General features: G+C 58.4%; 26 protein-coding genes and 1 other RNA gene. 11 read left to right on the top strand and 16 right to left on the bottom strand.

Annotated elements, in window-relative coordinates; translation table 11 throughout:
* Positions 1-3 precede the first annotated feature (3 nt).
* The 3 genes from ACR3E2_RS01000 (at position 4) to ACR3E2_RS00990 (ending at position 3341) form a co-directional block, all read left to right on the top strand.
* Positions 4-738, top strand: a complete 735-nt coding sequence (locus tag ACR3E2_RS01000) for a glutamine amidotransferase (protein ID WP_480481980.1) — start codon at positions 4-6, stop codon at positions 736-738.
* A 73-nt stretch (positions 739-811) separates the two neighbouring features.
* Complete coding sequence (locus tag ACR3E2_RS00995) at positions 812-1669, top strand: bile acid:sodium symporter family protein (protein ID WP_480481982.1); 858 nt, start codon at positions 812-814, stop codon at positions 1667-1669.
* Positions 1670-1679: 10 nt separating this feature from the next.
* A complete protein-coding gene (locus ACR3E2_RS00990) occupies positions 1680-3341 on the top strand; it encodes an FAD-binding dehydrogenase (protein ID WP_480481984.1) in 1662 nt (553 codons plus the stop codon).
* 13 nt (positions 3342-3354) lie between these two features.
* Here ACR3E2_RS00990 and ACR3E2_RS00985 read toward each other — a convergent pair whose 3' ends face one another.
* The 3 genes from ACR3E2_RS00985 to ACR3E2_RS00975 form a co-directional block, all read right to left on the bottom strand.
* Positions 3355-4092: a YbaY family lipoprotein gene (locus tag ACR3E2_RS00985; protein WP_480481986.1), complete on the bottom strand. Its 738-nt coding sequence runs from the start codon at positions 4090-4092 to the stop codon at positions 3355-3357.
* Positions 4093-4188: 96 nt separating this feature from the next.
* Entirely contained in the window at positions 4189-5967 is a 1779-nt protein-coding gene (locus ACR3E2_RS00980) for an SLC13 family permease (protein WP_480481988.1), read from the bottom strand.
* 87 nt (positions 5968-6054) lie between these two features.
* Complete coding sequence (locus ACR3E2_RS00975) at positions 6055-6870, bottom strand: TIGR00282 family metallophosphoesterase (protein WP_209504607.1); 816 nt, start codon at positions 6868-6870, stop codon at positions 6055-6057.
* 130 nt (positions 6871-7000) lie between these two features.
* On the opposite strand from ACR3E2_RS00975, the gene ACR3E2_RS00970 reads away from it, so the two are divergent.
* A complete protein-coding gene (locus ACR3E2_RS00970) occupies positions 7001-7228 on the top strand; it encodes a putative hemolysin (RefSeq protein WP_267365364.1) in 228 nt (75 codons plus the stop codon).
* 3 nt (positions 7229-7231) lie between these two features.
* Here ACR3E2_RS00970 and ACR3E2_RS00965 read toward each other — a convergent pair whose 3' ends face one another.
* Positions 7232-7789, bottom strand: a complete 558-nt coding sequence (locus ACR3E2_RS00965) for a 5-formyltetrahydrofolate cyclo-ligase (RefSeq protein ID WP_480481990.1) — start codon at positions 7787-7789, stop codon at positions 7232-7234.
* Entirely contained in the window at positions 7786-9180 is a 1395-nt protein-coding gene (gene mgtE / locus ACR3E2_RS00960; protein WP_267365362.1) for a magnesium transporter, read from the bottom strand. The genes ACR3E2_RS00965 and mgtE overlap by 4 nt, the downstream gene beginning before the upstream one ends.
* 139 nt (positions 9181-9319) lie before the next feature.
* Between mgtE and guaD the strand changes: the two genes are divergently transcribed.
* On the top strand, positions 9320-10606 hold the full coding sequence (guaD, locus tag ACR3E2_RS00955) for a guanine deaminase (RefSeq protein ID WP_480481992.1): 1287 nt from the start codon (positions 9320-9322) through the stop codon (positions 10604-10606).
* Here guaD and ACR3E2_RS00950 read toward each other — a convergent pair.
* The 3 genes from ACR3E2_RS00950 to ACR3E2_RS00940 all read right to left on the bottom strand — a co-directional run bounded on the left by ACR3E2_RS00950 (position 10603) and on the right by ACR3E2_RS00940 (position 13260).
* Positions 10603-11937, bottom strand: coding sequence for an 8-oxoguanine deaminase (locus tag ACR3E2_RS00950; protein WP_480481994.1), 1335 nt, complete (start codon positions 11935-11937; stop codon positions 10603-10605). The genes guaD and ACR3E2_RS00950 overlap by 4 nt on opposite strands.
* Before the next feature lie 114 nt (positions 11938-12051).
* On the bottom strand, positions 12052-12843 hold the full coding sequence (gene hisN, locus ACR3E2_RS00945) for a histidinol-phosphatase (protein WP_480481996.1): 792 nt from the start codon (positions 12841-12843) through the stop codon (positions 12052-12054).
* A gap of 45 nt (positions 12844-12888) precedes the next feature.
* Positions 12889-13260 carry a helix-turn-helix domain-containing protein gene (locus ACR3E2_RS00940; RefSeq protein WP_267365354.1) on the bottom strand — a complete coding sequence of 124 codons (372 nt, stop codon included), beginning with the start codon at positions 13258-13260 and terminating at the stop codon, positions 12889-12891.
* A 340-nt stretch (positions 13261-13600) separates the two neighbouring features.
* Between ACR3E2_RS00940 and ACR3E2_RS00935 the strand changes: the two genes are divergently transcribed.
* Complete coding sequence (locus ACR3E2_RS00935) at positions 13601-14557, top strand: NADPH:quinone oxidoreductase family protein (RefSeq protein WP_480481998.1); 957 nt, start codon at positions 13601-13603, stop codon at positions 14555-14557.
* Positions 14558-14563: 6 nt separating this feature from the next.
* Here ACR3E2_RS00935 and ACR3E2_RS00930 read toward each other — a convergent pair whose 3' ends face one another.
* Positions 14564-15445 (bottom strand): LysR family transcriptional regulator, encoded by an 882-nt coding sequence (locus ACR3E2_RS00930; RefSeq protein WP_480482000.1) that lies wholly within the window; start codon positions 15443-15445, stop codon positions 14564-14566.
* A gap of 127 nt (positions 15446-15572) precedes the next feature.
* On the opposite strand from ACR3E2_RS00930, the gene ACR3E2_RS00925 reads away from it, so the two are divergent.
* Both ACR3E2_RS00925 and ACR3E2_RS00920 read left to right on the top strand, forming a co-directional pair.
* Entirely contained in the window at positions 15573-15782 is a 210-nt protein-coding gene (locus tag ACR3E2_RS00925; RefSeq protein WP_267367668.1) for a DUF1127 domain-containing protein, read from the top strand.
* A gap of 183 nt (positions 15783-15965) precedes the next feature.
* Complete coding sequence (locus tag ACR3E2_RS00920; RefSeq protein ID WP_209504618.1) at positions 15966-16742, top strand: Bax inhibitor-1/YccA family protein; 777 nt, start codon at positions 15966-15968, stop codon at positions 16740-16742.
* A 183-nt stretch (positions 16743-16925) separates the two neighbouring features.
* Here ACR3E2_RS00920 and ACR3E2_RS00915 read toward each other — a convergent pair whose 3' ends face one another.
* The 3 genes from ACR3E2_RS00915 to ACR3E2_RS00905 all read right to left on the bottom strand — a co-directional run bounded on the left by ACR3E2_RS00915 (position 16926) and on the right by ACR3E2_RS00905 (position 18651).
* Positions 16926-17432: a hypothetical protein gene (locus ACR3E2_RS00915; RefSeq protein WP_480482002.1), complete on the bottom strand. Its 507-nt coding sequence runs from the start codon at positions 17430-17432 to the stop codon at positions 16926-16928.
* A 216-nt stretch (positions 17433-17648) separates the two neighbouring features.
* On the bottom strand, positions 17649-17816 hold the full coding sequence (gene rpmG / locus ACR3E2_RS00910) for a 50S ribosomal protein L33 (protein WP_037309480.1): 168 nt from the start codon (positions 17814-17816) through the stop codon (positions 17649-17651).
* A gap of 127 nt (positions 17817-17943) precedes the next feature.
* Positions 17944-18651 carry a DUF533 domain-containing protein gene (locus ACR3E2_RS00905; RefSeq protein ID WP_480482004.1) on the bottom strand — a complete coding sequence of 236 codons (708 nt, stop codon included), beginning with the start codon at positions 18649-18651 and terminating at the stop codon, positions 17944-17946.
* A gap of 278 nt (positions 18652-18929) precedes the next feature.
* Here ACR3E2_RS00905 and ACR3E2_RS00900 point away from each other — a divergent pair, with 278 nt between their 5' ends.
* The 3 genes from ACR3E2_RS00900 (at position 18930) to ACR3E2_RS00890 (ending at position 20821) form a co-directional block, all read left to right on the top strand.
* Positions 18930-19565, top strand: coding sequence for a DUF1326 domain-containing protein (locus ACR3E2_RS00900; protein WP_480482006.1), 636 nt, complete (start codon positions 18930-18932; stop codon positions 19563-19565).
* A gap of 14 nt (positions 19566-19579) precedes the next feature.
* On the top strand, positions 19580-20422 hold the full coding sequence (locus ACR3E2_RS00895) for a DUF2182 domain-containing protein (RefSeq protein ID WP_480482008.1): 843 nt from the start codon (positions 19580-19582) through the stop codon (positions 20420-20422).
* Between the two features lie 66 nt (positions 20423-20488).
* Positions 20489-20821 carry a GYD domain-containing protein gene (locus tag ACR3E2_RS00890; protein WP_209504623.1) on the top strand — a complete coding sequence of 111 codons (333 nt, stop codon included), beginning with the start codon at positions 20489-20491 and terminating at the stop codon, positions 20819-20821.
* Between the two features lie 6 nt (positions 20822-20827).
* Here the strand turns inward: ACR3E2_RS00890 and rnpB are convergent.
* The 4 genes from rnpB to gatA form a co-directional block, all read right to left on the bottom strand.
* An RNA gene (gene rnpB / locus ACR3E2_RS00885) (RNase P RNA component class A) lies at positions 20828-21225 on the bottom strand.
* 124 nt (positions 21226-21349) lie between these two features.
* A complete protein-coding gene (locus tag ACR3E2_RS00880) occupies positions 21350-22069 on the bottom strand; it encodes an N-acetylmuramoyl-L-alanine amidase (protein WP_480492639.1) in 720 nt (239 codons plus the stop codon).
* On the bottom strand, positions 22020-22724 hold the full coding sequence (locus tag ACR3E2_RS00875) for a hypothetical protein (protein ID WP_480482010.1): 705 nt from the start codon (positions 22722-22724) through the stop codon (positions 22020-22022). The genes ACR3E2_RS00880 and ACR3E2_RS00875 overlap by 50 nt, the downstream gene beginning before the upstream one ends.
* Before the next feature lie 39 nt (positions 22725-22763).
* The gene (gene gatA / locus ACR3E2_RS00870) at positions 22764-24251 is read right to left on the bottom strand and encodes an Asp-tRNA(Asn)/Glu-tRNA(Gln) amidotransferase subunit GatA (RefSeq protein ID WP_480482012.1); all 1488 of its coding nucleotides are present in this window, start codon (positions 24249-24251) and stop codon (positions 22764-22766) included.
* Positions 24252-24253: the final 2 nt, after the last annotated feature.

Here is a 24253-nt window from a genome sequence, read left to right as displayed (position 1 = left end):
ATCATGAAACGCTTTTTGATCCTGCAACTGCGCCCGGAAACGGATGCCTCCGACGCAGAATATGCTTCGATCCTGAACCGCAGCGGGTTATCGCCCGAACGCACACACCGCATCCGTCTGGATTGCGAAGACCTGCCGGAAGGGCTGAAAGTCGCCGACTATGCGGGGGTTATTGTAGGCGGCGGACCGGGATGCGTCAGTGATGACCCCGCAACCAAATCCCCGCTGGATGCCCGGATCGAGGCTGCGATCATGGGGTTGATGCCGCAGATCATCGAACAGGATCACCCGTTCATGGGCTGCTGCTATGGCCTTGGTATTCTGGCCGTACATCTGGATGGCAACGTCAGTAAAGCCCGGTACAGCGAACCTGTGGGGCCGTCCAGGTGCCAACTGACCCCCGAAGGACAACAAGACCCGCTTACCGCAGAATTGGACGCCACCTTTGATGCTTTTGTTGGTCACAAAGAAGCGGTTCAAACCCTGCCCGAGGGCTGCGTTCACCTTGTTGCGTCCGACCCCTGCCCGTTCCAGATGATCCGCTGGGGCCAGAACGTCTATGCCACTCAGTTCCACCCGGAAGCCGATGCCAAAGACTTTGAACAACGCATCAACATCTACAAGAACCATGGCTACTTCCCGCCCGAAGACGCGCAGAAACTGATCGACCATTGCCATTCGGCAGAGGTTACGCAACCCGGTGAAATCCTGCGCCGTTTCGTCCAGCGATACGAGTGACCCAACGGCGCGGTTGCCTGCGCCTTGCCCCCTCGCATAGGCTGATCTGACGCAACTTTGGGAGGGGTTGTCCTTGGATTTGCTTTTGAATGTCGGCTTGCCGGTGTCGCTTGCCATTATCATGTTGTCTCTGGGCATCGGGCTGGAGGTGGCAGACTTCCGTCGTATCCTGAGCCGGCGACGCGCCTTTGCCATCGGGGCGGTAAGCCAGATTGTTCTCTTGCCAGTCGCAGCCTTTGTGACGGTCACAATCTTTGCATTGCCCCCCGAGATCGCGGTTGGTTTCATGCTGCTCAGTTTTTGCCCGGGCGGCGTAACCAGCAACATCCTCTCCAAGCTCGCCAAAGCCGATGTCGCGCTTTCAGTCAGCCTGACCGCGGTGATCAGCCTTTTGTCGATGGTGACCGTGCCAATACTGGCCGCGTGGTCGATCAGGCACTTCATGGGCGACGAAGCCCCCGAGGTTTCGATCACCGGGCTGGCTGTTGCATTGTTTCTGATAACAACGCTGCCTGTGGCAATCGGGGTCGGAATTCGCTACTTTGCAACGGAGTTTGCAAACCGCGTAGAGCCGGGATTGTCAACGCTCGCGACCGTTTTGTTCGTGCTGATCGTTGCCGCGGCACTGGCCGGGAACTGGCAATTGTTCGTCGACAATCTTGGCATCATGGGCGCAGGCTTGATTTCTTTGAATATCACCCTGCTGTTCATCGGGCTGGGGCTTGCGCGGATATCAAACCTGTCCTGGAATGAGTGCAAGACGATCTCGATCGAAACCGGTATTCAAAACTCCACGCTGGGCATTACACTGGCGGCGCTGATCACGAATACCGAAAGCGGGTTCAGCCCGCTGGCCCTGCCCTCGGCGGTTTATGGCATTACGATGTACGCCGTGGTTCTGCCGTTTCTTGTCTGGTTCCGCAGGCGCTGAAAGGACCGTTATGACAAACAACACTGCTGATGCGATCGTAATCGGTGCTGGTCTGGCCGGATTGGCCGCCGCAGCCGAACTGGGCGACCGAGGCAAAAAGGTAATCATACTCGATCAGGAACCCGAAACCTTTCTGGGCGGTCAGGCGTTCTGGAGCCTTGGTGGACTGTTCATGGTCGACACCCCCGAACAGCGCCGCATGGGTATACGCGACAGCCACGATCTGGCGTTGCGCGACTGGATGGGCAGCGCACAGTTTGACCGTGACGAAGACGCATGGCCCCGCAAATGGGCCGAAGCCTATATCGAGTTTGCGGCTGGCGAGATGCGTCAGTGGCTGCACGAAATGGGCCTGCGCTGGTTTCCGGTCGTTGGCTGGGCCGAACGTGGCGGGTCTTATGCGACGGGGCATGGCAACTCGGTCCCGCGCTTTCACATCACATGGGGCACCGGCCCCGGCGTTCTTGAACATTTTATCCGACGTGTCCGCGACCATGTCAGCGCCGGATTGATCCAGATGAAGTTCCGCCACCAGGTCAGCCATATCATCATGCAGAACGGAACCGCTAAAGGTGTTTCCGGAGAAATTCTGGCCGATGACACCTCGCAGCGCGGTGGCAAAACCAACCGCGATGAGGTTGGCGAGTTCGAAGTTTATGCCCCGTCGATCATCGTCACCTCCGGCGGTATTGGCGGCAATTTTGACATGGTGCGTCAAAATTGGCCCCGGGACCGTTTGGGTGAGCCACCAAAAGATATGGTTGCAGGGGTGCCCTTTCACGTCGATGGCCGCATGATCGCAATCAGCGAAAAAGCGGGCGGCCATGTCATCAACGGTGATCGGATGTGGCACTACACCGAAGGCGTGCGCAACTGGGACCCGATCTGGCCCGCCCACGGCATTCGTATCCTGCCCGGCCCAAGTTCAATGTGGTTTGACGCCAGGGGCAACCGCCTGGCACCGCCGTGCCTGCCGGGGTTCGACACATTGGGGACACTGCGTGAGATTCTGAAAACCGGGTATGAATACAGCTGGTTTGTTCTGACCCAGAAGGTGATCAAAAAGGAATTTGCGCTGTCCGGGTCGGAACAAAACCCCGACTTCACTTCGGGCAGCTGGAAAGAGGTTATCCGCCAACGCATTCTGTCAGGTTCCAGCGCAACTGCTCCGGTTGAGGCGTTCAAGGAAAAGGGTGAGGACTTTGTTGTTGCAAAAACGCTGACTGAACTGGTCAACGGCATGAACCATCTGGGCGACACTCCGATAGACGAGGCTCAAATGCGTGCCCAGATCGAAGCCCGGGATTCTCAGGTCGACAACCCCTTTTCGAAAGATGCGCAGATGATGGCGATCCTTGCCGCGCGCAATTATCGCGGAGATAAACTGATCCGCACAGCCAAACCGCATAAGTTTCTGGATCCGGCCAACGGCCCGCTGATTGCCGTCAAGCTGCATATTCTGACACGCAAATCTCTGGGTGGGTTGCAGACCAATCTGGACAGTCAGATGATTGGATCAGACGGCAATGTCGTACCGGGCCTGTTCGCTGCTGGCGAAGTCGCCGGATTCGGCGGTGGCGGCTATCACGGCTACAACGCGCTGGAAGGCACATTCCTGGGCGGCTGCATCTTTTCCGGTCGCAATGCCGGGCGTTCAAGGGCCGTCGCCTGACGCACTTTCCCTGTTACTTGCGCACCAGTTTGATCACCGGCTGGCCCTGCGCATCTAGCAGAGCCAGAGCGTTGCCCTGCATCGCGAATGTCGTAACGTTTTGCAAGGCTTGCAGGAATTGCCGCTCAACCGCGTCCAGCGGGGGCGGGCACGCCATGAGTGTTGCCGCCATGTTGTCTGGAAACGCAATGCGATTACCGGAAATCTCGGCCTGACCACTGAACCGGTTGCAGCCGCTGCTTCCTGAAAAAACCCCATCCTGACCAAAGACAAGCTCGGGGCGTTTCTCGGATTCGACAGGCGCACCATTCAGGCCCGAGGCGGCCCATTGGGTGTTGTCCAGCGTTGCCGCCCCCTGCCCCTGGACCTGAACCAACAGAAGATCAGCGGCATTTTCTGCCCCATTCGTCAGAACGGGGTAAACGGTATCTGTGGTGAACAGCAGGTTTTGCCCCTGCATCACAGATGCCCGAACGCTATAGCGATGAGCATCCATGATCAGTGCATCGTCATAGGTCAATTTGAACTGTGCGGGCACCCCGCTCAGCGCATACCGTTGCGCGGCAAGCGTGACAGCGGGAGCATCGGCCAGCGAGATATCCTGAAGCTCGACATAAAGGGTTGCGTCCGGTGGCAGTGCAATGCGCTCTCGGTATGTGGCGGTCCCTTCAACTGCACCGGCAATGGCGACACCGCTTAACGCTGCCCAAGTTGCTGCACCCACCCATATTGCGCGACTTAATTGCTGCATAGGTCAATTCCTTTTGCAAACCCTCTTTGCAAAAGATCGTGTGCCCTTGGGTCTTTGCAAGATGTGCTTCGACAAAGTGGCAATTCTGCGCCGAAATCACAAAGGCCAGATCAATGGAATAAGCAGGGATGCCAGCAATCCGACCGTCAGATTTAGCGGAACACCCACCTTCATGAAATCGGTGAACCTGTAGCCGCCAGGGCCGTAGACCATCATGTTGGTCTGGTATCCGATCGGTGTTGCAAAGGACGCCGAAGCCGCCACCATAACGGCAACCACCAACGGGCGCGGGTCCATTCCGACGGCCTGGGCCAGCCCGATAGCTATAGGCGTGACCACAACCGCGACCGCATTGTTGGAGACCAGTTCGGTCAGCACCGAGGTCAGCAGGTAGATCGCCCAGATGATCAGGAAGGGCGGCAGAGCGCTTAGTCCCGGCGCCACGGCCTCGACAATCAGTGAAACCGCGCCAGAGCTGTCCAGTGACGCACCGATGGCGAGCATTGCGAAGATCAGCGCCAACAGGCGACCTTCGACAAAGGAGAACGCCTCGTCCGCGTCGATGCAGCGGGTCAGAAGAACCACGGCTACGGCCACAATCGACAACAGCAGGATCGGCGCGACACCCAGCGCTGCAAGGACGACGATCCCGACCAGCGCGCCAATTGCAATTGGCGCATGGCTGCGACGGAAGGCGCGTGCAGAAGGCTGGCTGACATCCACCATATCCATGTCCGCCGCAAGGCGCTGGATATCTGCCGGGGCGCCCTCCAGCAGTAGTGTATCCCCTACCCGCACCACCAGATCATCCAACTGGCGACCGATATTCTGATTGCGACGGTGAACGGCCAGCACATAGACACCATACCGACGCCGAAGTCGCATCATTCCAAGGGTCCGACCCACCAAACGGCATCCGGGTGTGATCAGCACCTCGACCGTCTTGGTCTCGACAGCAGAAACCTGATCCACACGCTTCAGCTCTTTGTTGCTCTGTAGGCTCAGAAGTTCGGTCATCTCGGTGCGCAGAACTACGCGGTCACCGACCTGCAATTCAACGCCCTTCAGATTGCGCCGCAGCGATTCATCGCCCCGGACCACATCGATCAGACGCACGCCGGGACGTTTGAACAACTGAACGCCGGTCACTTCACGCCCGATCAGGTTGCTGTCGGGCGGAATGACCGCTTCGGTGAAAAACTTCATTCTGGACCGGTCGCTGAGCAGCGAGGCCATGCTGTCCCGCTCGGGCAGTAATCTGGGGGCGATGAAGCGCAGATAGACCATGCCGTAGATCACCAGTGCAATCCCCAGCGGCGTGACCTCGAATATCGAAAAGGCTTTCATCCCCTGCGCGCGGGCCACACCATCCACCAGCAGGTTGGTGGACGTTCCGATCAATGTCAGTGTCCCGCCAAGAATGGCGGCATAGCTGAGCGGAATTAGCAGCTTTGACGCGGGAACGTTCAGGGTGCGGGCGATCTGAACAAAGACCGGGATCATGACCACAACAACGGGCGTGTTAGACACAAAAGCCGAGGCCAGAACGACAAACCCCATCAGCAATCCGATGGCAATGCGCGGGTTGACCTGCGCCTGCCTTTGCGCGGTCGACGTGAAGGCGTCCAAGGCCCCGGTCCGCACCAAGGCCCCCATGATGATGAACATCGCCCCAATCGTCCAGGGCGCGGGATTGGACAAGACCGCCAGCGCGCTTTGATAGGGCAATATCCCTGTGACCAGCATCAGTGAGACACCGCCGATGGCCACGACCTCGGTCGGATAAACCTCGCGCAGGAACATGACGAACATGCTCGCAACAATCAGCAGCGCCAGAATTGCGCTGCCCGTCTCTGTCAGTGAAAGGAAATTCATTCGTGGTATTCTGTCCGAACCCTGGCCCAAGCGCCTGATGACATGCAGTTTCACGCATTGCGCGTGGCAGGGCAAGCCCGACGTTCGTTAATCAGGCCCGGCTTGTTCCAAACGCCCACCAACGCGCACCATGCGAACAGATTTGGCCTGACCGTCGCGATCATCCGTTTCGACGAACACTCCGCTCAGCGTGGCCTCGCCATTGGCAGGGGTAAACCGGGTCTTGGGCATCCCGGTTATGAACCGGCGCATCGGTTCCTGCTTGTCCATACCAATGACCGAGTCATAGTCGCCGCACATGCCCGCATCCGTCAGATAGCCTGTGCCGCCCGGCAGAATCTGCGAATCCGCTGTCGGTACATGGGTATGTGTGCCCACCACAAGGCTGGCGCGCTTGTCGCAATAGTGACCCATGGCCATCTTCTCGGACGTCGCCTCACAATGCATATCGACAATGATGGCTTGTGCCTGCCCGCCCCTGGGGTGCGATTTCAGGATGGGCTCTATGGCCGAGAACGGGTCGTCGAATGGCCGTTTCATAAAGACCTGCCCCAACACCTGCACCACCAGAACCTTGCGCCCTCCGGGTGCGTTGAACAGCCGGTGCCCCCGCCCCGGCGCGCCCTTGGCATAGTTCACCGGGCGCACGATGCGCTGTTCTTTCTCTATATATTGCAGCATGTCTTTCTGGTCGAACGCATGGTCGCCCAATGTCAGGCAATCTGCACCGGCATCCAGCAGCAGCTTGGCGTGATCGCCGCTCAACCCCATGCCGTTCGACGCGTTTTCGCCATTGACCACAACGAAATCCAGCCGCCATTCGTCGCGCAGGCGCGGCAAATGTTGCTGAACGGCCGCGCGCCCCGCGCGCCCCATGACATCACCAAGAAACAAAATCCTCATGATCCGGGTCGTAGGGGCTGTGCTGGGCAATAACAAGGCGGAACCGTGAAATTTAAGTTGAGCCCGAACTTGAAATTGCTTGCAGGCGTGGCAAAGTCTTAGCCATGCGCTTATATCAAAAGGATATGTTGTGAAGTTATTGGCAATATTGACATTCGGCCTTGTGGTCGCTTCGGGCGTTATGGCGCAAGGCACAAAGACATCCATGCCCAATCCCGCGGCAACCTTTTGCGTCGAGAATGATGGAGTTTACCAACTTCGGAAGAACGAAGACGGAAGCGTCTTTGGTGTCTGCATCCTGAAGGACGGCACGGAAGTGGATGCCTGGGACTATCTACGCGGCCACTTTCAGCAATGAGGCTTAGAACGTCAGCACCCGGCTTTCCGTGATAACTATGTCCAACGGCTGATCGGTTGGCTCCAGCGGCAGATCCTGCGCCTCTTGCGCGTCAAAAGCGAAACCGATTGCCAGTGTCGCGCGCTTGCCTCGCAATCCTTCCAGCGTGCGATCATAAAATCCACCGCCATATCCCAGACGCCCGCCGTTGGCATCAAAAGCCACCAGCGGCACGATCAGGATCTCGGGGTCGAAATAATCATCGACCTCGGGCACTCTGGCACCGAATGGGCCGTCTTTCAGCGGTCCTTCCGGCGTCCAGCGCGAAAATTTCAGCGGTTTTCCAGCGGCTTGGATCACTGGAACACCAACAGGCCCATAAGCCGAAGCTTCAGCCATGGCGGATACCGGGTCGATCTCGGTCCGGATCGGCATGTAGCCTGACAAGGGCACACCGCGATAACCCGCCAGAACCTCGGACAAACGTCCGGCTGCACCGGGAACACGCGTGTCGAACGCGACCTTGCGGCGCGCAAATGCCGCTTTGCGTGCAGCTGCTTTGATTTCAGTCAGATCGGTCACAATAGCACCACACTGGCAAGCCCAAGAAAGATGAAGAACCCCATGACATCGGTTGTGGTTGTCACAAAGGTTCCTGACGCCAGAGCCGGGTCAATTCCCAGACGATCCAGCACCACCGGTACTACCGTACCTGCAAAGCCCGCGATGATCATGTTCACGACCAAGGCTGACCCAATCACGACACCCAGCCAAGGTGAACCGAACCACAGCATCCCCACGGTCCCCAGTACAATGGCAAAACAGAGCCCGTTCAACATGCCCACCAGCAGTTCCCGCCTGATAACGCGCATCACGTTTGAATTGGTCAGGTCGCGCGTCGCCAGTGCGCGCACTGCAACGGTCAGCGACTGAGTACCCGCATTGCCCCCCATGGATGCAACAATCGGCATCAGGATGGCCAGCGCGACAAGCTGGTCAATTGCCGCCGCAAATTGCGAGATTACCAACGAAGCACATATCGCTGTGCACAGGTTTACCGCCAGCCACGGCAACCGTCGCCGACTGGTCGCCGCGACACTGTCGGACAGAGAGCTTTCGTCGCTCACACCGGCAAGGCGCAGGATGTCTTCTTCGTGCTCTTCATCCAGAACGACCATCGCGTCATCGATGGTGATCACACCAACCAGACGCCCATCGGCATCCACTACAGGGGCCGAGATCAGGTGATACTGGTTGAAGGCGTAAGCCACGTCCTCCTCGTCCTGATCAACGGGGATGATGTGAAACTCCTCTTCCGCCAGATCGCGCAACGGCACCTCACGACGGGACGCCATCAGCTTGCCCAATGTCACCTGCGCTGTTGGTTTCAGGCGCGGATCGACCAGAACAACATGATAGAACTGCTCGGGCAGATCGTCATTGGCACGCATGAAGTCGATGGCCTGACCGACGGTCCAATGCTCGGGCGCCATGACGACCTCGCGCTGCATCAAACGACCAGCCGAATTCTCGGGGTAAGCAAGCGCCTGTTGCGCCGCTAGCCGCTCGGAATCTTCGAGCGCGCCCAGAATGGCTTCCTGCTGCGGTTCCTCAAGATCTTCCAGAAGGTCAACGACGTCGTCGCTTTCCATCTCGCGCACGGCTTCCGCCAGAACCTCGGGGGTCAGGACGGCGATGATTTCCTCGCGGACCGCTTCGTCCAGTTCAGACAGGATGTCACCGTCAAATTCCTTGTCATAAAGCCGGATCAGCCGCGCCCGGTCATAAGGATTGATCTGCTCCAGAAGGTCAGCGATATCAGCCGCGTGCAGTGGCTCCATCAGCTCAATCAGCTTGTCGCGATCATCCACATCGACGGCGTATAGGATCGCCGCCACTGTCCGGCGATCCAGTGCATACGCGTCTTCGTCGTGGGGCAGATCGTGTTCGGCTTGATCACTGCCTGTCGTCATGCGCTGCCCCCTTCTTTCGGCGATTGGCCCCTAAATAGAAGAAGCAGCTACCAGAAAACAATGACAATGCGCCGATTTACCCACTTCTTTCGTCTGCCTATGCTACAGCGCGGTCCCAAACAGGTGGAGAACAGGGCAAATGGCGCAAAAGACGCTTTTGAAAGGGCGCGTTCTGAGTTTCACAGGCTCACCCTTTGACGGAGAGCCAACCGAAGCGACCCGATTGGACGAAGCTGTCGTGATTGACAAAGGGCGCGTTGCCGATGTCGGCGCGTCTGATGCGCTGATGCGGCGTCACCCTGATGCCGTCATCAAGGACCATGGCAATCACCTGATCATTGCAGGTTTCGTTGACCCGCATGTGCACTACCCACAGACGGCCATGATTGCCAGTTGGGGTAAGCGGTTGATCGACTGGCTGAACACCTACACCTTCCCGGAAGAGATGAAGTTTGGTGATCCTGAATACGCCTCTGAAATCGCCAACCGTTATCTGGATCTGACTGCCGCCCATGGCACCACGACGATGTGCAGTTTTTGCACCATCCACCCCGAAAGCGTGGATGCCTTTTTCACTGCCGCGCTGCAACGGGGACAGCGCGTGGTCGCGGGCAAGACCTGCATGGATCGCAATGCGCCTGAAGGTCTGCGTGACACAGCCCAGACCGCCTATGACCAATCTGCCGCGCTGCTTGAGAAATGGCACCGTGTCGACCGCCTGTCCTATGCCATCACGCCCCGGTTTTCACCGACGTCCACCCCTGAACAGCTTGAGGCCATGGGCGCGCTTTGGGCGGAGCATCCCCATTGCCTGATGCAAACACACCTGAGCGAGCAGACAGACGAAATCGAGTGGGTCCGCTCCCTGTTTCCCGATGCGCGGGACTATCTGGACACTTACGAAAAGTTCGGGCTGCTGGGGCAGAACGGACTTTATGGGCATGTCATCCATCTGGAAGACCGGGAACGCGATCGTCTGCGCGAGGTTGATGCGTCGCTGATCCACTGCCCCACCTCGAACACCTTCATAGGGTCGGGTCTGTTCGACATGAACGGCTTGATCCACGATGGCCACCGGATCGGTTTGGCAACGGATACCGGTGGCGGATCAAGTTTTTCAATGCTTCGCACCATGGCTGCCGCATATGAAATCGGTCAGTTGCGTGGGCGCCCCCTGCATCCGGCGCAATTGCTGTGGCTGGGTACAGTCGGGTCGGCGCGCAGCCTGCGGATGGATGATTGCATCGGCAACATTGCTCCGGGAATGGAGGCGGATCTGGTCGTGATTGATCTCGCCTCGACCCCGGCCATCGCCCAGCGCGAAGCTTGTGCAAACGATGTTTGGGAGGCAATCTTCCCGACCATCATGATGGGTGATGATCGGGCTGTGGCCGAGGTCTGGATTGGTGGGCGGCAGGCCGCCTAGGCCTGCAACCCCTTGGCAAGACTGTTTTGACGCTCAATCACGCGGGGCAGGTCAATCGTCGTGATATGCCCATCCCGCACGATCTGGCGGCCTTCGACAAACAGGTGCTTTACTTGCATCGGACCGGCCAGAAGCAGAGCTGCCGGGTCCCAGCTGCCTGCGCATTCGATACTGCGCATATCCCAGACAGCGACATCCGCGCGTTTTCCCGGCATAAGCCGCCCGCAGTCGGGACGCCCCAGCACATCGGCCCCGCCACGTGTTGCAATCTCCAATGCTTCGCGGGCCGACATCGCATCCGCCCCATTGACCACCCGTTGCAACAGCAGCGCCTGCCGGGCCTCAAGCATCAGATTACCGTTGTCATTACTGGCCGAGCCATCAGCGCCGAGGCCTACCTTTACCCCCGCATCGCGCATCGTCCGCACCGGCGCGATGCCTGATCCCAGACGGCAGTTCGAACATGGGCAATGAGCGACACCAGTTTTCGTACGTGAAAACAGATCAATCTCGGCCCCGTCCAACTTGACGCAATGAGCGTGCCAGACATCCGGGCCAGTCCAACCCAGATCTTCGGCGTATTGACCGGGCCGACAACCGAACTGAGCCTGTGAATAGGCGATATCTTCATCGTTTTCAGCCAGATGTGTATGCAACATCACGCCTTTGTCCCGTGCCAGAAGGGCTGCATCTCGCATCAGGTCCCGGCTGACGGAAAACGGTGAACACGGGGCAAGACCTACGCGGCACATCGACCCTTCTGACGGATCGTGAAAAGCATCCACGACGCGGATCATGTCGTCCAGAATGGCAGTTTCTTCTTCCACCAGACTGTCCGGAGGCAGGCCGCCATCGCTTTCACCAATGCTCATCGCGCCACGTGTCGGGTGAAATCGCATCCCCAACTCGGATGCGGCAGCAATCGTGTCCTCCAGACGCGAACTATTGGGGTAGAGGTACAGGTGATCGGAACTGAGCGTACAGCCTGACAGCGCCAGCTCTGCCAAACCGATCTGGGCCGAGGTGAACATCTCGTCCGGTCCGAACTTCTCCCAAATCGAATAAAGTGTTTGAAGCCACCCGAACAGCAATGCGTCCTGCCCGCCCGGCACCGCGCGGGTCAACGTTTGGTAAAGATGGTGATGGGTGTTCACTAACCCGGGTGTCACCAGACAGCCCGAAACATCGTGAACCTCGCCTTGTGTCTGCAATCCGTGCCCGATCCCCGCGATCTGGCCGTCGCGGATCAGAATGTCCGCCGCGGGGAGTTCCTGCCGGGACTCGTCCATCGTCAGGATCAGATCAGCGTTTTTGAGTAGGATTTCTGTCATGTCGCGCTCCTGCATCTGCCCGTCTCTTGCAAGGAGTGCGAAGGTCGGCGGAAAACGGGCTTAAGAACCGACCGGGTATTATGTACCCGCCATCGGTATCTGCGACAACTGGTTTCAGAACCGACGCAGGATATTAAGTGCCTCTGCATGTATTTCTGCGTTGGCTGCGGCCAATGCCCGACCGCCCTCATGCGCCGGGCCGCCTTGCCAATCGGTCACAATTCCGCCTGCCGCCTGAATAACCGCGATAGGCGCCTGAATGTCATACGCGTTCAGCCCTGCTTCGATCACCAGATCTGCCTGCCCAGCGGCCAACAAGGCATAAGCGTAGCAGTCCATTCCATATCGGGTCAGTTGCACCTGCTCCGATACGGCCTGAAACCCGGCCCGGTCATCCGGGGTGCCGACTTCAGGAAAAGTGGTGAACAGCGTCGCTTGCGCCAGAGACTTCGTCCCCCGTGTTTGCAGCTTACTGGTCCCAAGTGGCCCTGTAAGGTGCGCACCAGCTGTCGATCCGACAAAGCGTTCGCCAATGTAGGGCTGATCAATCACCCCCATGACCGGCCCGTCTGCTGTGCTGAGCGCGATCAGAACGCCCCAGGTTGGTGTGCCACTGATAAACCCGCGCGTGCCGTCGATGGGGTCCAGAACCCAGGTTCGGCCACTGCTGCCCTTGTGCGCACCGTATTCTTCACCCAATACGCCATCTTCAGGGCGCAATCGGGACAGCACCTCTCGCATGGCTTTTTCAGCGGCCCGATCCGCCACGGTGACGGGGTCAAACCCTACGGTCAGCTTGTTCGCAGTTTCCAGGTTGGTCTGACGAAAAAAAGGAAGAATGGCCGCGCGTGCCGCTTCGGCCATTTCTTCTGCAATTTCAATGTCGCTTAAACTCGCCGGATGCATGGCGCTCTGGTGCGTGCATTACCTGACAAAGTCAAGCCGGTCTGATCAGGCGACGTCGCTGAGGACACGTGCAAGTTCAAACAGGCGGCGGCGCTGGTTTTCCGGAATTGCGTAGTAAGAGCGAACTAGATCCAGGGCTTCTTTATCGCCCATCAGATCGGCTGGAACAGATTTCTTTTCCGCGCTGCTTTTCTGGGCCTCTTCCAGACCTTCAAAGAAGAAGCTGACCGGTACGTCCAATGCCTCGGCAATGTCCCACAGGCGGGACGCGCTGATTCGGTTGGCTCCGGTCTCATATTTCTGGATTTGCTGAAACTTGATACCAACTTGCTGCGCCAATTGTTGCTGGGTCATCCCAATCAGCCAGCGGCGATGCCGAACGCGCTTGCCCACATGGACATCGACGTGATGAGTCATTGGTATTCTCCTCTACTACACACACATTTGTACGGGATCGTGCGACGTCCGAGATCGCAATACCAATAGGGGCTTCCTTAACCGCCCCCAAATCCGGACTGTGCCGTCCCCCGTTACCAGCACTGCTTGCCAATATTGCCGGTTTTGAATTTTTTTTCAAGCTGGTTGAGTCGATCCCCCCTCACAAGGGCTGTGGTTGTATGCGTCAAATGCCCTGCCCGCTGTTCGCGTGGCCCGGCTGGACATGCGACAGATTTTCAGGCGTTTCATGACGCCGCGCATAAGGAATTGACATCTCGCACAGCTCACGTGCCTATGCCCCAAGCACGTGAGGAACCAAATGAAGGCCTATTGTATTAGATCTGACGGGGCAGTTGCCCAGCTGTGCGATGTACCGAAACCCGAGCCGGGTGAGGGTCAGGTACGGGTTGCGATCAAAGCCTGCGGGTTGAATTTCGCTGATCTGCTGATGCAGAAAGGCACGTATCAGGATACACCGCCTGCGCCGTTTACTTTGGGTATGGAAATCGCCGGTGTCGTGGATACCATCGGTCCAGGTGTGTCCACCCTGAAACCGGGCGATCGGATCGCCGTCTATTCCGGTCAGGGCGGTCTGGCAGAATATGGCGTTTTCGACGCCGATCGCGCGATCCCGCTGCCGGACACGACCCGTTTCGAAGACGCCGCTGCGATCCAGATTGCCTATGGCACCAGCCACATGGCGCTTGACCACCGCGCCCGACTGCAACCCGGCGAGACGCTTCTGGTTACCGGCGCAGCGGGCGGTGTCGGGCTGACCGCAGTTGAAATCGGCAAGCTCATGGGCGCCACCGTCATCGCACAGGCCCGCGGCCCCGAAAAGCTGGCCGTTGCCCGCGCCGCAGGGGCCGATCACCTGATTGATGCCGCAGAGGACCTGAGGGAGCGGGTTAGATCGCTTGGCGGCGCGGATGTCGTTTATGACGCAATCGGCGGCGATGTGTTCAAGGCGGCCTTCCGCGCCACCAATCCCGAAGGCCGTCTGCTGCCCATCGGGTTTGCCGGCGGGGAAGTTCCGCAAATCCCCGCCAATCATCTGCTGGTCAAGAACCTGACCGTGATCGGCTTTTACATTGGCGGGTATCTGAAATTCAGGCCAGAAGCCGTGCGCGAAAGTTTTGACACACTTTTCCGCTGGCACACCGAGGGCCGCATCAATCCACACATCAGCCACGTCTTGCCTCTTGATGAGGTCGCGCAGGGCATGCGGTTGCTGAAAGAGCGTAAATCGACAGGCAAAATCGTGATCACCCCCTGACCGCAATCAGCCCACCACGGCACGCAGCTGTGCCCCCCCAAGCAGGCGGAAGTTCTGACGCACTAACTGCGCCAGCGCTTCGACAACCGCGTCTCGCCCCGGTTCGCCACCATACAGGTTGATCATATGCGCAGGCAGGTCCGGTAGCGCACCCCCGCCTTCGATCTGTTCAAGATGTGCGGCTTCGGTACCTTCCAGTGCTGCATACACTGCCAGATCAGCACTGACCGTGGCCTCGATTGTGCGGTCGTTTTCAGTTTCCACCGACAGCTCCCAGGGGATACCGGCTGCATCCAGCGCCGATATCACCTGTGGTCGAAACAAACAGCGACGTCCAAGTGCCAAAGGCAGCGGACGCTTGCGCCAGGCCGATCCACCCGGAGCACCTATCCAGCGCAAGGGCAGCTCTGCAATGGTTTCCGCACCGTCCACCGACGACGGTTCCGTGGTCAGGATCACGTCACATTCGCCACGTTTGTACATCTCTTTCAATTGCAATGAATAAGACGACACCAACTGAACTCGGACTCGCGGGAAATCCGCGTTGAACCGTTGCAGGACCCGTGGGATGGCCGGGTAAACTATGTCGTGAGGAACCCCCAATACCACCTCACCTTCAAAGGCCTGATCGGTCAGTTTCGAGATGACCTCATCATTCAACGCGATCATACGGCGCGCATAAGCCAGCAATTGTTCACCTGACGCGGTCAGGGCAATCGTTCTGCCACTGCGGTCCAACAGCTGAAGGCCAAGCAGCTCTTCCAGCCGTTTCAACTGCATCGAGACCGCAGATTGCGTCAGATGCAGGAAACCTGCAGCGCGCGTCACCCCACCCTGATCCGCCACAGCAACAAATGAACGCAGGGTTGTGATGTCCAGATTCCGCATCTTCACAATTCCTTATGGGTTCCATCAAAAATATTCGTTTTTAAAATATGTCATACTCTCCCATATCAATCAAGGAAATTGATGAAGACATGAAAAATCATCGAAAAAAGACGAAAGGACAATAAATATGACCCAAATTGCCATTCATCGCCCTTGCAAGCCCCAAAAGCAATCGCTCGGCACTATCATCAGGCGTGCTGTTTCCCTGAAGCGTCAACGCCGCCAACTGGCACGGCTTGATGACCGCGCCCTTCAGGACATCGGAGTCTCCAGATCAGAGGCTGATGCCGAAGCCAGCCGTTTCGTCTGGGACGCGCCGGAATTCTGGCAGAAGTGATGCAAAATCAAATAGTAACTTCATGAGTGGCGGTCGGCTGATGCGGACCGTCACTTTTGTTGCGTAAATTAGTTGGTTTTCCGCGGTAAATACTTGAAACACAGCCCTGAGTTGCCGATATTTGCCTAGAACGCTTCCCGCACAGCCGGGGGGCTGAATAATTATGTAAAGGGAGACCCTTTGATGGCACAATTCGACACGATCCGGACGGCGGCCGGCGCGCGCGCTGCCGAGATTGATGAGGGCCTGCGCGCCCATATGAACAAAGTCTATGGCACTATGTCCGTAGGCATGCTCATCACATTCGCAGCAGCCTGGGCCATCGCAGGCCTGGCAACCACAAGCGATCCGTCAGCCGCAGCAGCACAGTTGAATGCCGACACCTATCTGACATCGCTGGGCTATAGCATTTACGCGTCGCCCCTGCGCTGGGTCATCATGTTTGCACCTCTGCTGTTTGTCTTCGGCTTCAGCGCCGGGATCAACCGTATGTCGGCGGCTGCCGCACAGCTGGTGTTCTACGTTTTTGCGGCGGTGATGGGCGTTTCGATCAGCTGGATCTTCCTTGTTTTCACCGGTGAGTCGGTCATTCAGGTCTTCCTGATCACCGCAATCGCGTTTGCGGGCCTGTCCCTGTATGGTTACACAACCAAGAAAGACTTGTCCGCCATGGGCACTTTCCTGATGATGGGCCTGATCGGCCTGATTGTCGCGATGGTTGTGAACATCTTTCTGGCGTCTTCGGCGGTTGCCTTTGCAATCTCGGCCATCGGCGTTCTGATCTTCGCGGGCCTGACCGCCTATGACACCCAGAATATCAAGAACACATACCTGCAAATGGCCCATAGTGGCGATCAGGAATGGCTGGGCAAGGCCGCTATCATGGGCGCGTTGAACCTGTACCTGGACTTCATCAACCTGTTCATGTTCCTGCTGCAATTCTTGGGTAACCGCGAGTAACTGCAAACCAACGTAAGGGAAAGGCCGGTCATCAGACCGGCCTTTTTTCGTTTAGAACCAACTGATGATCGCGCTTGCCCGGTACATGAATCCTGGCGGACAAGGCGACGACGTCCGCGTACCCCGCAAAGAAAAAGCCCCCGCTAGATCAGCGAGGGCTTGATACATCAGAAGGTGTAAGACTTAGCTGCAATTCAACGGTACAGCAAAGCCCGAACTACGCTCGGACGTGCCTTTGCGGAACACATCACCGGCAGGCAGACACCCGGTGAAACGCTCAGCCTCTTGCGCGAAACCAACGCCGACCGAGTTGTCGACCTTTACGCTGTTCGTCGGTGTGCGAAGGACACCATACAAGGTTCCGTTGACGCTGACGGTGCTCAGGAACAGATTCGTATCGCTGCCCTGTAGCTGCACCGCATTGTCCGGCGTCCGCCCGCCATTGTCGATAGCAACGGCTGCCACCTTGGAGGGGTCCACTTCATCAGCCAAGAGAGTAACGGTCTGAAGTTCTGCCAGCTCGGCCGGGACATTCGTTTCAGGCGGCAGAAATGCGACGGCTCCGGGAACGTCGGAAATCGTGCGGGGTTCGCCATCGATTCCGGTAAACCCGACACCTTCACGGTTGAACGGGTCTTCACAAGCCGCCAAAGTCAGAACGGCTATTGTGGATAACAAGATTTTTTTCATGGCGGTCAACATTTTGTGGCGGTTTGCTCAAGCGTACTTGCAGGTCGGCACAAAAAGCAAGCCACAGCCAATGCGATTGCATCGGTGGCTGATGCGCTCCTGCAACGGCCCCAGATGGGCATGTTGACGTAATTGGCGACCAAGCACCGGAATTCAGCACAAAAAAAGGCTCTGCCAAGCAGAGCCTTTTTGGAAAGTCCAAATGGAACGGAAAGATTACTTGATCTTGCCTTCCTTGTACTCGACATGCTTCCGAACGACCGGATCGTATTTACGAATGGTCATTTTCTCGGTCATGGTGCGTGCGTTCTTTTTGGTCACGTAGAAGTGGCCCGTGCCCGCGGTCGAGTTCAGACGGATCTTGATTGTCGTCGGCTTCGCCATGGTTATCTCCTGCGTCCGGAAAGGCAGGGGCCTTTCGGTTGAATTCCTATGAGCGTGCGCTTTTACGCGCTACGCTGTGCATGTCAAGGCCAATCGGACGATCCCAGCCCAGGAATCGGGCACAGATTTAACCCGGTAACGTTGGCGCACCCATATAGCTGTGAATCTGGTCTCTTTCACTGTCCGAAAGACCCAGCGCAGTGGACAATTGCCGCAAATATGCGGCCTCGCGATCGTTGTCCAACCGTATTGCCGCCAGAGACGTCGCATAAATCTGCGTTCTGAGAGGTGCTCCAGAATCAGCTGCCAGACCCATGACGTCGACAGGTGCGTTCAGTTGTTCCTGCACGAATGCGCGTTCCTCGTCACTGATGTCATCGCCCAACTCTCCGAGGATCGTTTCTTTCTCGTGCTCGTCCAGCTCGCCGTCTGCCTTGGCCGCCTGGATCATTGCCCGCAACATGAGCTTGGCCTGAGCTTCCATCGCAGCCCCGGCTGGTGTTTCGCCAAACACGGTCTCCATCATGTCGGTGGTCTGCTGACTGCCCGTTCTGGCCGCCCCCTGCATCGCATTCAAAAGCCCGCCAAGACCGGCGGCACCGGCGGAACTGCCACCCAGCCCCATCTTACCCATCATGTCCTGAAGGCCTGTCGCACCTCCGGGAAGGCCGAACTGTTCGGCCATCTTGCCGAGCTGATCCATACCAAGGCCGCCGCCTGCGCCTTGCATCATGTCCTGCAAGCCAGCCATTCCGCCCATTTTCTGGTATTTCTCCATCCCCTTCGCAGCCGCGAAACCAACTGCAACGGACGCAAGTGTCTTCATAAAGCTCATGACAATCCTCCCGGTTTTTCAAAATACGCCCCAGTTCTATCAAAGGATTGCAAAGGCGAATACCACGTTCAACCCCCACGGGATTCCGGACTGAATTTCCAAGCCGATGAGGACCAAAAGACAGTGAGTAAGTTTGTACATATCACGATATCGTGATAGGTTTGCCGCAACTGATACGTCCAAGAGGCCAACTTCAGGCTCGACGACCAAGGCAGTGTGAACAGGTAATGCCCGCGCGGAGCAGTGTTGTTTTACGCAGCTTTTCTTGGGGGGCTATCATGACAGAATGGGTTATTCAGGGCGAAGAACTGGCCAATTGTAATTGCAATTTCGGCTGTCCCTGCCAATTCAGCGTTCTTCCATCACACGGAAATTGCGAGGCTGTTGTCGTTTTCGACATCGAAAGCGGGCATTATGGCGATACTGATCTGGCCGGTTTGCGGGCAGCAGGTGTTTATCACTGGCCGGGACCGATCCACGAAGGCAATGGTCAGATGCAACTGATCATTGACGAAAGTGCTACAGCCGAACAGCGCGCAGCATTGCAGGCCATCATGACCGGCGAAGACACCGATGAAATGGCGACCATGTGGTACGTTTACAGTGCGATGGCCCCGACGAAATATGATACGCTTTTTGTCCCAATCGAATTGAACTGGAACCGCGATGATCGTAGCGGCTACGCCAATGTTCCGGGGGTCTTCGACGTCGAGGTCAGCCCGATTCCACATATCGTATCGGGCGCTGCGCACAGGGCATCGATCCAGCTGCCGAACGGCTTTGAGTACCGCCACGCCGAGGCCGCCTCGGGGTCGGCTAAAACCACGGGTGGCGAAATCAGCCTTACCTTTGACGCCACGCACGCCCATCTCGCGCATCTGAACCTCTCGGGTCACGGTGTTCTGGGCGCGTAGCCGGAGACTTTCTCATGACCAGACAGAGTGCGGCAGCCCCTGCCGGGGCGATTGAGCGGCTGTTGAGGCAGGACAATGCAATCGTGTTGGGCAGCGTCCTTCTGATCATTCTTGCAGCCGCCTGGTACACAGTTGCCGGCGTCGGGATGAGTATGTCTGCGGTCGAAATGACCCGCATGGCAGGCCCGGTTGGAGAGCCCATGCAGATGGGTTCCGCAACCGTCTGGAGCTTCGGTTACACCCTGCTCATCTTCCTGATGTGGTGGATCATGATGATTGCCATGATGACCCCAAGTGCCGCGCCAGCCGTGCTTTTGTTTGCAGCGACAAAGCGCATGGGCCCTGAGAAAGACCGCGCCGCAACGTTCAGCCTGTGTTTCCTGTTGGGCTATCTGGTGACCTGGGCTGCGTTCAGCCTGACTGCAACGGCATTGCAGTGGGGGTTGGAACATATCGGGCTGTCGAGCGGGCCGATGATGACAATCCGCTCTGGCCCCTTCGCGGGATGTGTTCTGCTGGCTGCCGGATTCTATCAGTTTTCAAGTTTGAAGAATGCGTGCCTTCGTCACTGCCAGAGCCCTGCAAGGTTTCTGGCCGGTCACAACCGGCCCGGACCCTTCGGCGCACTCAGAACCGGAGCCCTGCACGGCACGTATTGCCTGGGCTGTTGCTGGGCTCTGATGTTGCTGCTTTTCGTCGGTGGAATCATGAACCTCTACTGGATCGTTGGCATTGCCGCCTATGTTGCGCTGGAAAAGCTTCTGCCGACAGCCCGGTGGCTGGTGCCGGTGTCAGGTGTGGCGCTTATCGGCGCAGGTCTTTGGCACATCGCGGCACCGCTGATCTCCGGCATCTGACGCAAGACGGCCCCCGGGGCGGCTGACTGAAAGGCCCTGTGATTTCTCGTTAAAAAGGAGGTACCAATGCCTGTTTTCATTACCTACGCAACTTACTCGCAAGCTGGTGTCAAAGGCATGTTGCAAAAGCCCGAGAACCGAACCGGCCCAGTGAAAGCATTGCTGGAGAAAGTCGGCGGTCGACTGCTGTCCTTCTACATGACAACCGGCAGCAATGACGTGGTCGTGATCAGCGAAGCGCCAGACGGAACAGATGCTGTGGCGGTCGGCATGGCGGTCGCGGCATCGGGTGCGGTCACGAACATAGAAACGGTTCGAGCCTGGACTGCGGACGAGTTCGTTTCGGTCACTGAGAAAGCCGCAAGATTGGCGGGGACCTACACGCCGCCCGGAGGATAAGTAGATACGCGCGGAGGGCCTGTAAGCCGGATCTTGTTCCGGGGTTGCCCCCTTCGATGACCATTCCTCTAGGCCGTGCATTGCTGCACGGCTCAAGCTGCCAACCCGGTCCCTCTCGGCCAAGACGCGCTTAGCGGCGGTATCGGCTTGCGCCGACCGGCCCGCGCGGGGACCCTATTTGGCATTGCTCCCGGTGGGGCTTGCCGTGCCGCCACTGTTGCCAGCGGCGCGGTGGGCTCTTACCCCACCGTTTCACCCTTACCCGGGGCCGAGGCCCTGGGCGGTCTGATTTCTGTGGCGCTTTCCGTCGGGTTGCCCCGCCCGGGCGTTACCCGGCACCGTTGTCTTGTGGAGTCCGGACTTTCCTCTCGGGCATACGCCCCAGCGGCCATCCGGCCCTCCGCGCCTGGGCTGGGTAGGCTTTGCGGTCTGCGGCGTCAAGAGCTGACAGGTCCGAGAAGGGGCCAGCCCCTTCTTGGCCTGCGGCCAATTCAACCCCGGGATATTTTTGGCCAGATGAAGAGCGGATCAGGTTGTTGTGTCCGACGGGGTGACCGCATTCATATCCGCCATGTCCAGCGGACCTTTCGCCCAGGGGCGAAATCGCAATCGGACAGCGGCCAGCAGTTTTGCATCGTCCACGGGGGCGGTGAAACCTGCCATCCGAGCAGAGGCGCGAAATGCTTCTGCATCGGGTGACATCGGATCAACTCCTGTGCCGCGCGGTTTGGCCAGCGCTTGCTTTTCGAGCCTGTTCCAGTCGAAGCGCGGCCCAGGATCGCATTTACGGCCGGGCGCCATATCGGAATGCCCAATGACCCCGGACGACGCAATGGACCAGCGGGTCATGATCAGGGGCAACAACTGTTCCAGCACCGCCATTTGCGGCTGCGAGAACGGATGTTTGCCGGTGTTATCCAGTTCAATCCCAACCGAGCGCGAGTTGATGTCGTCCTTGCCGTCCCATTCCCCTGCGCCGGCATGCCAGGCGCGATCTTCTTCACGCACCATTTGCCACAGGGTGCCATCACCCCCGATCAGGTAATGAGCCGAAACTTCGGAAGCCGGGTCGCATAGGCGATCCAGAGCCGCCTGCGCACCGTCCATGGCCGTATAGTGGATCACGATCAAGGATGGCACCATCCCGCCCCGGCGCTTGCCGAAATTCGGAGACGGATGCCAGATCGGCGTTAAGGCGTCAGTTGTTAACGGCACTGCGGAACGGGCTGGGGTCCCAGCCACAGGCATAGCCGTCGCCATCCGGGTCCAGACCCTTGCGGTCACGTTGCGGACCGCCGTTGGACAGGAATTCGATCTGAGCCTGATCCGGTGACGGGAATTGCGCGCAGTTCCGCTGTGCCTTGGCTTGCAGGTTGAAACCGGAACGGCTGTAGAGTTGCGTGCCCACCGGATTGGAGGTGCTCAGCGCATATTGTACGATATTCGGTTGGCCGCTCGCCGTGCGCGCAGGCACGGCGGTTGGAGCGACGACTTCGTAGGTCTGGCGGTTTTGCTCAATCCGGGCGGCATCGGATTGGATGCTGCGCCTCTCGGACACGGCTGCGAAGTCCTGCTCGTCAGAGATTGCGCTGCTGTTGGAGCCGGAAGACGGCGACGCGGGGACCGCGGATTGCCCGGACGTGCTGGCCAACGCTGCGGCAGTCTGGTTGGCGATGTCCGCATTCTCACCCGTTGCAAAGGTCGATGCTCCCGACGTGCCCAGTGGTTGCTGGGAAACATCGACCGGAGCCAGCAGAGGATTGATCGCCCCGCCCTGACCCGCCAATTGAGCCTCGCGCTGCGCCTGATATTCAGGCGTGTTGAAACCCGTGCTGGTCAACGGCGCGACATTGGTGCAGGCCGCAGCCAGTGTCAGGGCCGGGACCAAAAGCAAAACACGCATTGTTTGGCTCCGTCTTCAGTAATTCACTTGCCCGAAGGCTTACCACCATTTGCCGGGCTTGGCCACAAAACCGGCTGCGGTTTCCAGCGCATAAGCGGTGTTGAGCAAGTCACCTTCTTCCCACGGGCGCCCGATCAGCTGCAACCCCAAGGGAAGACCTTGTGCATCCAGCCCTGCGGGGACCGAGATACCGGGCAAGCCAGCGAGGTTCACGGTAACCGTAAAGACGTCGTTCAAATACATTTGAACAGGGTCCGCCTCGGTCATTTCCCCCAGACCGAAAGCCGCCGAAGGGGTTGCCGGTGTCAGAATGGCATCGATGCCTGCGGCGAACACGTCTTCGAAGTCTTTCTTGATCAGGGTCCGGACCCGGCGCGCGCGATTGTAATAGGCGTCATAGAAACCTGCGGACAGCACATATGTGCCGACCATCACGCGGCGCTGCACCTCGGGGCCAAAACCTTCGGCGCGGGTCTTTTCGTACATCTCGGTGATGCCATCGCCCTGCGCGAGCTGTGCACGGCGACCATAGCGAACACCGTCATAGCGGGCGAGGTTCGAAGATGCCTCGGCCGGAGCAATCACGTAATAGGCGGGCAGCGCGTATTTGGTGTGCGGAAGCGAGATGTCGACAATCTCGGCCCCCGCGGCTTTCAGCATCGCTGCGCCATCGGCCCAGAGTTTTTCGATCTCGGCGGGCATACCGTCCATACGGTACTCTTTCGGGATACCGATCTTCTTGCCCTTGATGTCACCGGTCAGCATGGCCTCGAAATTCGGGACCGCCAGTTCGGCACTGGTCGAATCCTTGGGGTCATGTCCGCACATGGTTTCCAGCATGATCGCTGCATCACGCACGTTCTTGGTCATTGGTCCTGCCTGATCCAGCGAGGACGCAAAGGCGACGATGCCCCACCGAGAGCAACGACCATAGGTGGGTTTGATGCCCGTGATGCCAACGAAGGCCGCAGGCTGGCGGATCGAGCCTCCGGTGTCGGTACCTGTCGCAGCCAGGCACAAATCAGCAGCCACGGCAGATGCAGACCCGCCAGAGGAGCCCCCCGGTGTCAGTTGCGCATCATCGTTGCCACGGCGCCACGGGCTGACCGCATTGCCATAGGTCGATGTTTCATTGGACGATCCCATAGCGAATTCGTCCATGTTCAGTTTACCCAGCATCACCGCGCCTGCGTCGGCCAGTTGCTGAGAAACGGTGGATTCGTATTCCGGCTTGAACCCTTCCAGGATTTTCGACGCCGCCTGCGACGGCACACCCTTGGTGCAAAACAGATCCTTGATGCCGATCGGCAGGCCACACATCGACGGTGCGTCGCCACGCTGGATCCGCTCATCCGCGGCCTTGGCGCGCTCCATTGCAAGTTCGGGTGTCTTGTGGACAAAGGCGTTCAGCGCATCTGCCTCGTCAATGGCTTTCAGGCAGGCGCCGGTCAGCTCGACAGAAGTAACGTCACCGGAGCGCAGCGCATCGCGCGCCTCGGCCAGACCCAGTTTGTTCAGCTCGCTCATGT

The organism is Ruegeria sp. AL7 (assembly GCF_056536105.1).
The sequence above is the reverse complement of the archived record's forward strand: the minus strand, read 5'-3'. Positions and strand labels throughout refer to the sequence as shown.

Excerpts from the sequence above, each read along its gene's own strand:
- ACR3E2_RS01000 (WP_480481980.1), top strand. The coding sequence starts at position 4 with ATGAAACGCTTTTTGATCCTGCAACTGCGCCCGGAAACGGATGCCTCC.
- ACR3E2_RS00990 (WP_480481984.1), top strand. The coding sequence starts at position 1,680 with ATGACAAACAACACTGCTGATGCGATCGTAATCGGTGCTGGTCTGGCC.
- ACR3E2_RS00985 (WP_480481986.1), bottom strand. The coding sequence starts at position 4,092 with ATGCAGCAATTAAGTCGCGCAATATGGGTGGGTGCAGCAACTTGGGCA.
- ACR3E2_RS00980 (WP_480481988.1), bottom strand. The coding sequence starts at position 5,967 with ATGAATTTCCTTTCACTGACAGAGACGGGCAGCGCAATTCTGGCGCTG.
- ACR3E2_RS00975 (WP_209504607.1), bottom strand. The coding sequence starts at position 6,870 with ATGAGGATTTTGTTTCTTGGTGATGTCATGGGGCGCGCGGGGCGCGCG.
- mgtE (WP_267365362.1), bottom strand. The coding sequence starts at position 9,180 with ATGACGACAGGCAGTGATCAAGCCGAACACGATCTGCCCCACGACGAA.
- guaD (WP_480481992.1), top strand. The coding sequence starts at position 9,320 with ATGGCGCAAAAGACGCTTTTGAAAGGGCGCGTTCTGAGTTTCACAGGC.
- ACR3E2_RS00950 (WP_480481994.1), bottom strand. The coding sequence starts at position 11,937 with ATGACAGAAATCCTACTCAAAAACGCTGATCTGATCCTGACGATGGAC.
- hisN (WP_480481996.1), bottom strand. The coding sequence starts at position 12,843 with ATGCATCCGGCGAGTTTAAGCGACATTGAAATTGCAGAAGAAATGGCC.
- ACR3E2_RS00940 (WP_267365354.1), bottom strand. The coding sequence starts at position 13,260 with ATGACTCATCACGTCGATGTCCATGTGGGCAAGCGCGTTCGGCATCGC.
- ACR3E2_RS00935 (WP_480481998.1), top strand. The coding sequence starts at position 13,601 with ATGAAGGCCTATTGTATTAGATCTGACGGGGCAGTTGCCCAGCTGTGC.
- ACR3E2_RS00930 (WP_480482000.1), bottom strand. The coding sequence starts at position 15,445 with ATGCGGAATCTGGACATCACAACCCTGCGTTCATTTGTTGCTGTGGCG.
- ACR3E2_RS00925 (WP_267367668.1), top strand. The coding sequence starts at position 15,573 with ATGACCCAAATTGCCATTCATCGCCCTTGCAAGCCCCAAAAGCAATCG.
- ACR3E2_RS00920 (WP_209504618.1), top strand. The coding sequence starts at position 15,966 with ATGGCACAATTCGACACGATCCGGACGGCGGCCGGCGCGCGCGCTGCC.
- ACR3E2_RS00915 (WP_480482002.1), bottom strand. The coding sequence starts at position 17,432 with ATGAAAAAAATCTTGTTATCCACAATAGCCGTTCTGACTTTGGCGGCT.
- rpmG (WP_037309480.1), bottom strand. The coding sequence starts at position 17,816 with ATGGCGAAGCCGACGACAATCAAGATCCGTCTGAACTCGACCGCGGGC.
- ACR3E2_RS00905 (WP_480482004.1), bottom strand. The coding sequence starts at position 18,651 with ATGAGCTTTATGAAGACACTTGCGTCCGTTGCAGTTGGTTTCGCGGCT.
- ACR3E2_RS00900 (WP_480482006.1), top strand. The coding sequence starts at position 18,930 with ATGACAGAATGGGTTATTCAGGGCGAAGAACTGGCCAATTGTAATTGC.
- ACR3E2_RS00895 (WP_480482008.1), top strand. The coding sequence starts at position 19,580 with ATGACCAGACAGAGTGCGGCAGCCCCTGCCGGGGCGATTGAGCGGCTG.
- ACR3E2_RS00890 (WP_209504623.1), top strand. The coding sequence starts at position 20,489 with ATGCCTGTTTTCATTACCTACGCAACTTACTCGCAAGCTGGTGTCAAA.
- ACR3E2_RS00880 (WP_480492639.1), bottom strand. The coding sequence starts at position 22,069 with ATGCCTGTGGCTGGGACCCCAGCCCGTTCCGCAGTGCCGTTAACAACT.
- ACR3E2_RS00875 (WP_480482010.1), bottom strand. The coding sequence starts at position 22,724 with ATGCGTGTTTTGCTTTTGGTCCCGGCCCTGACACTGGCTGCGGCCTGC.
- gatA (WP_480482012.1), bottom strand. The coding sequence starts at position 24,251 with ATGAGCGAGCTGAACAAACTGGGTCTGGCCGAGGCGCGCGATGCGCTG.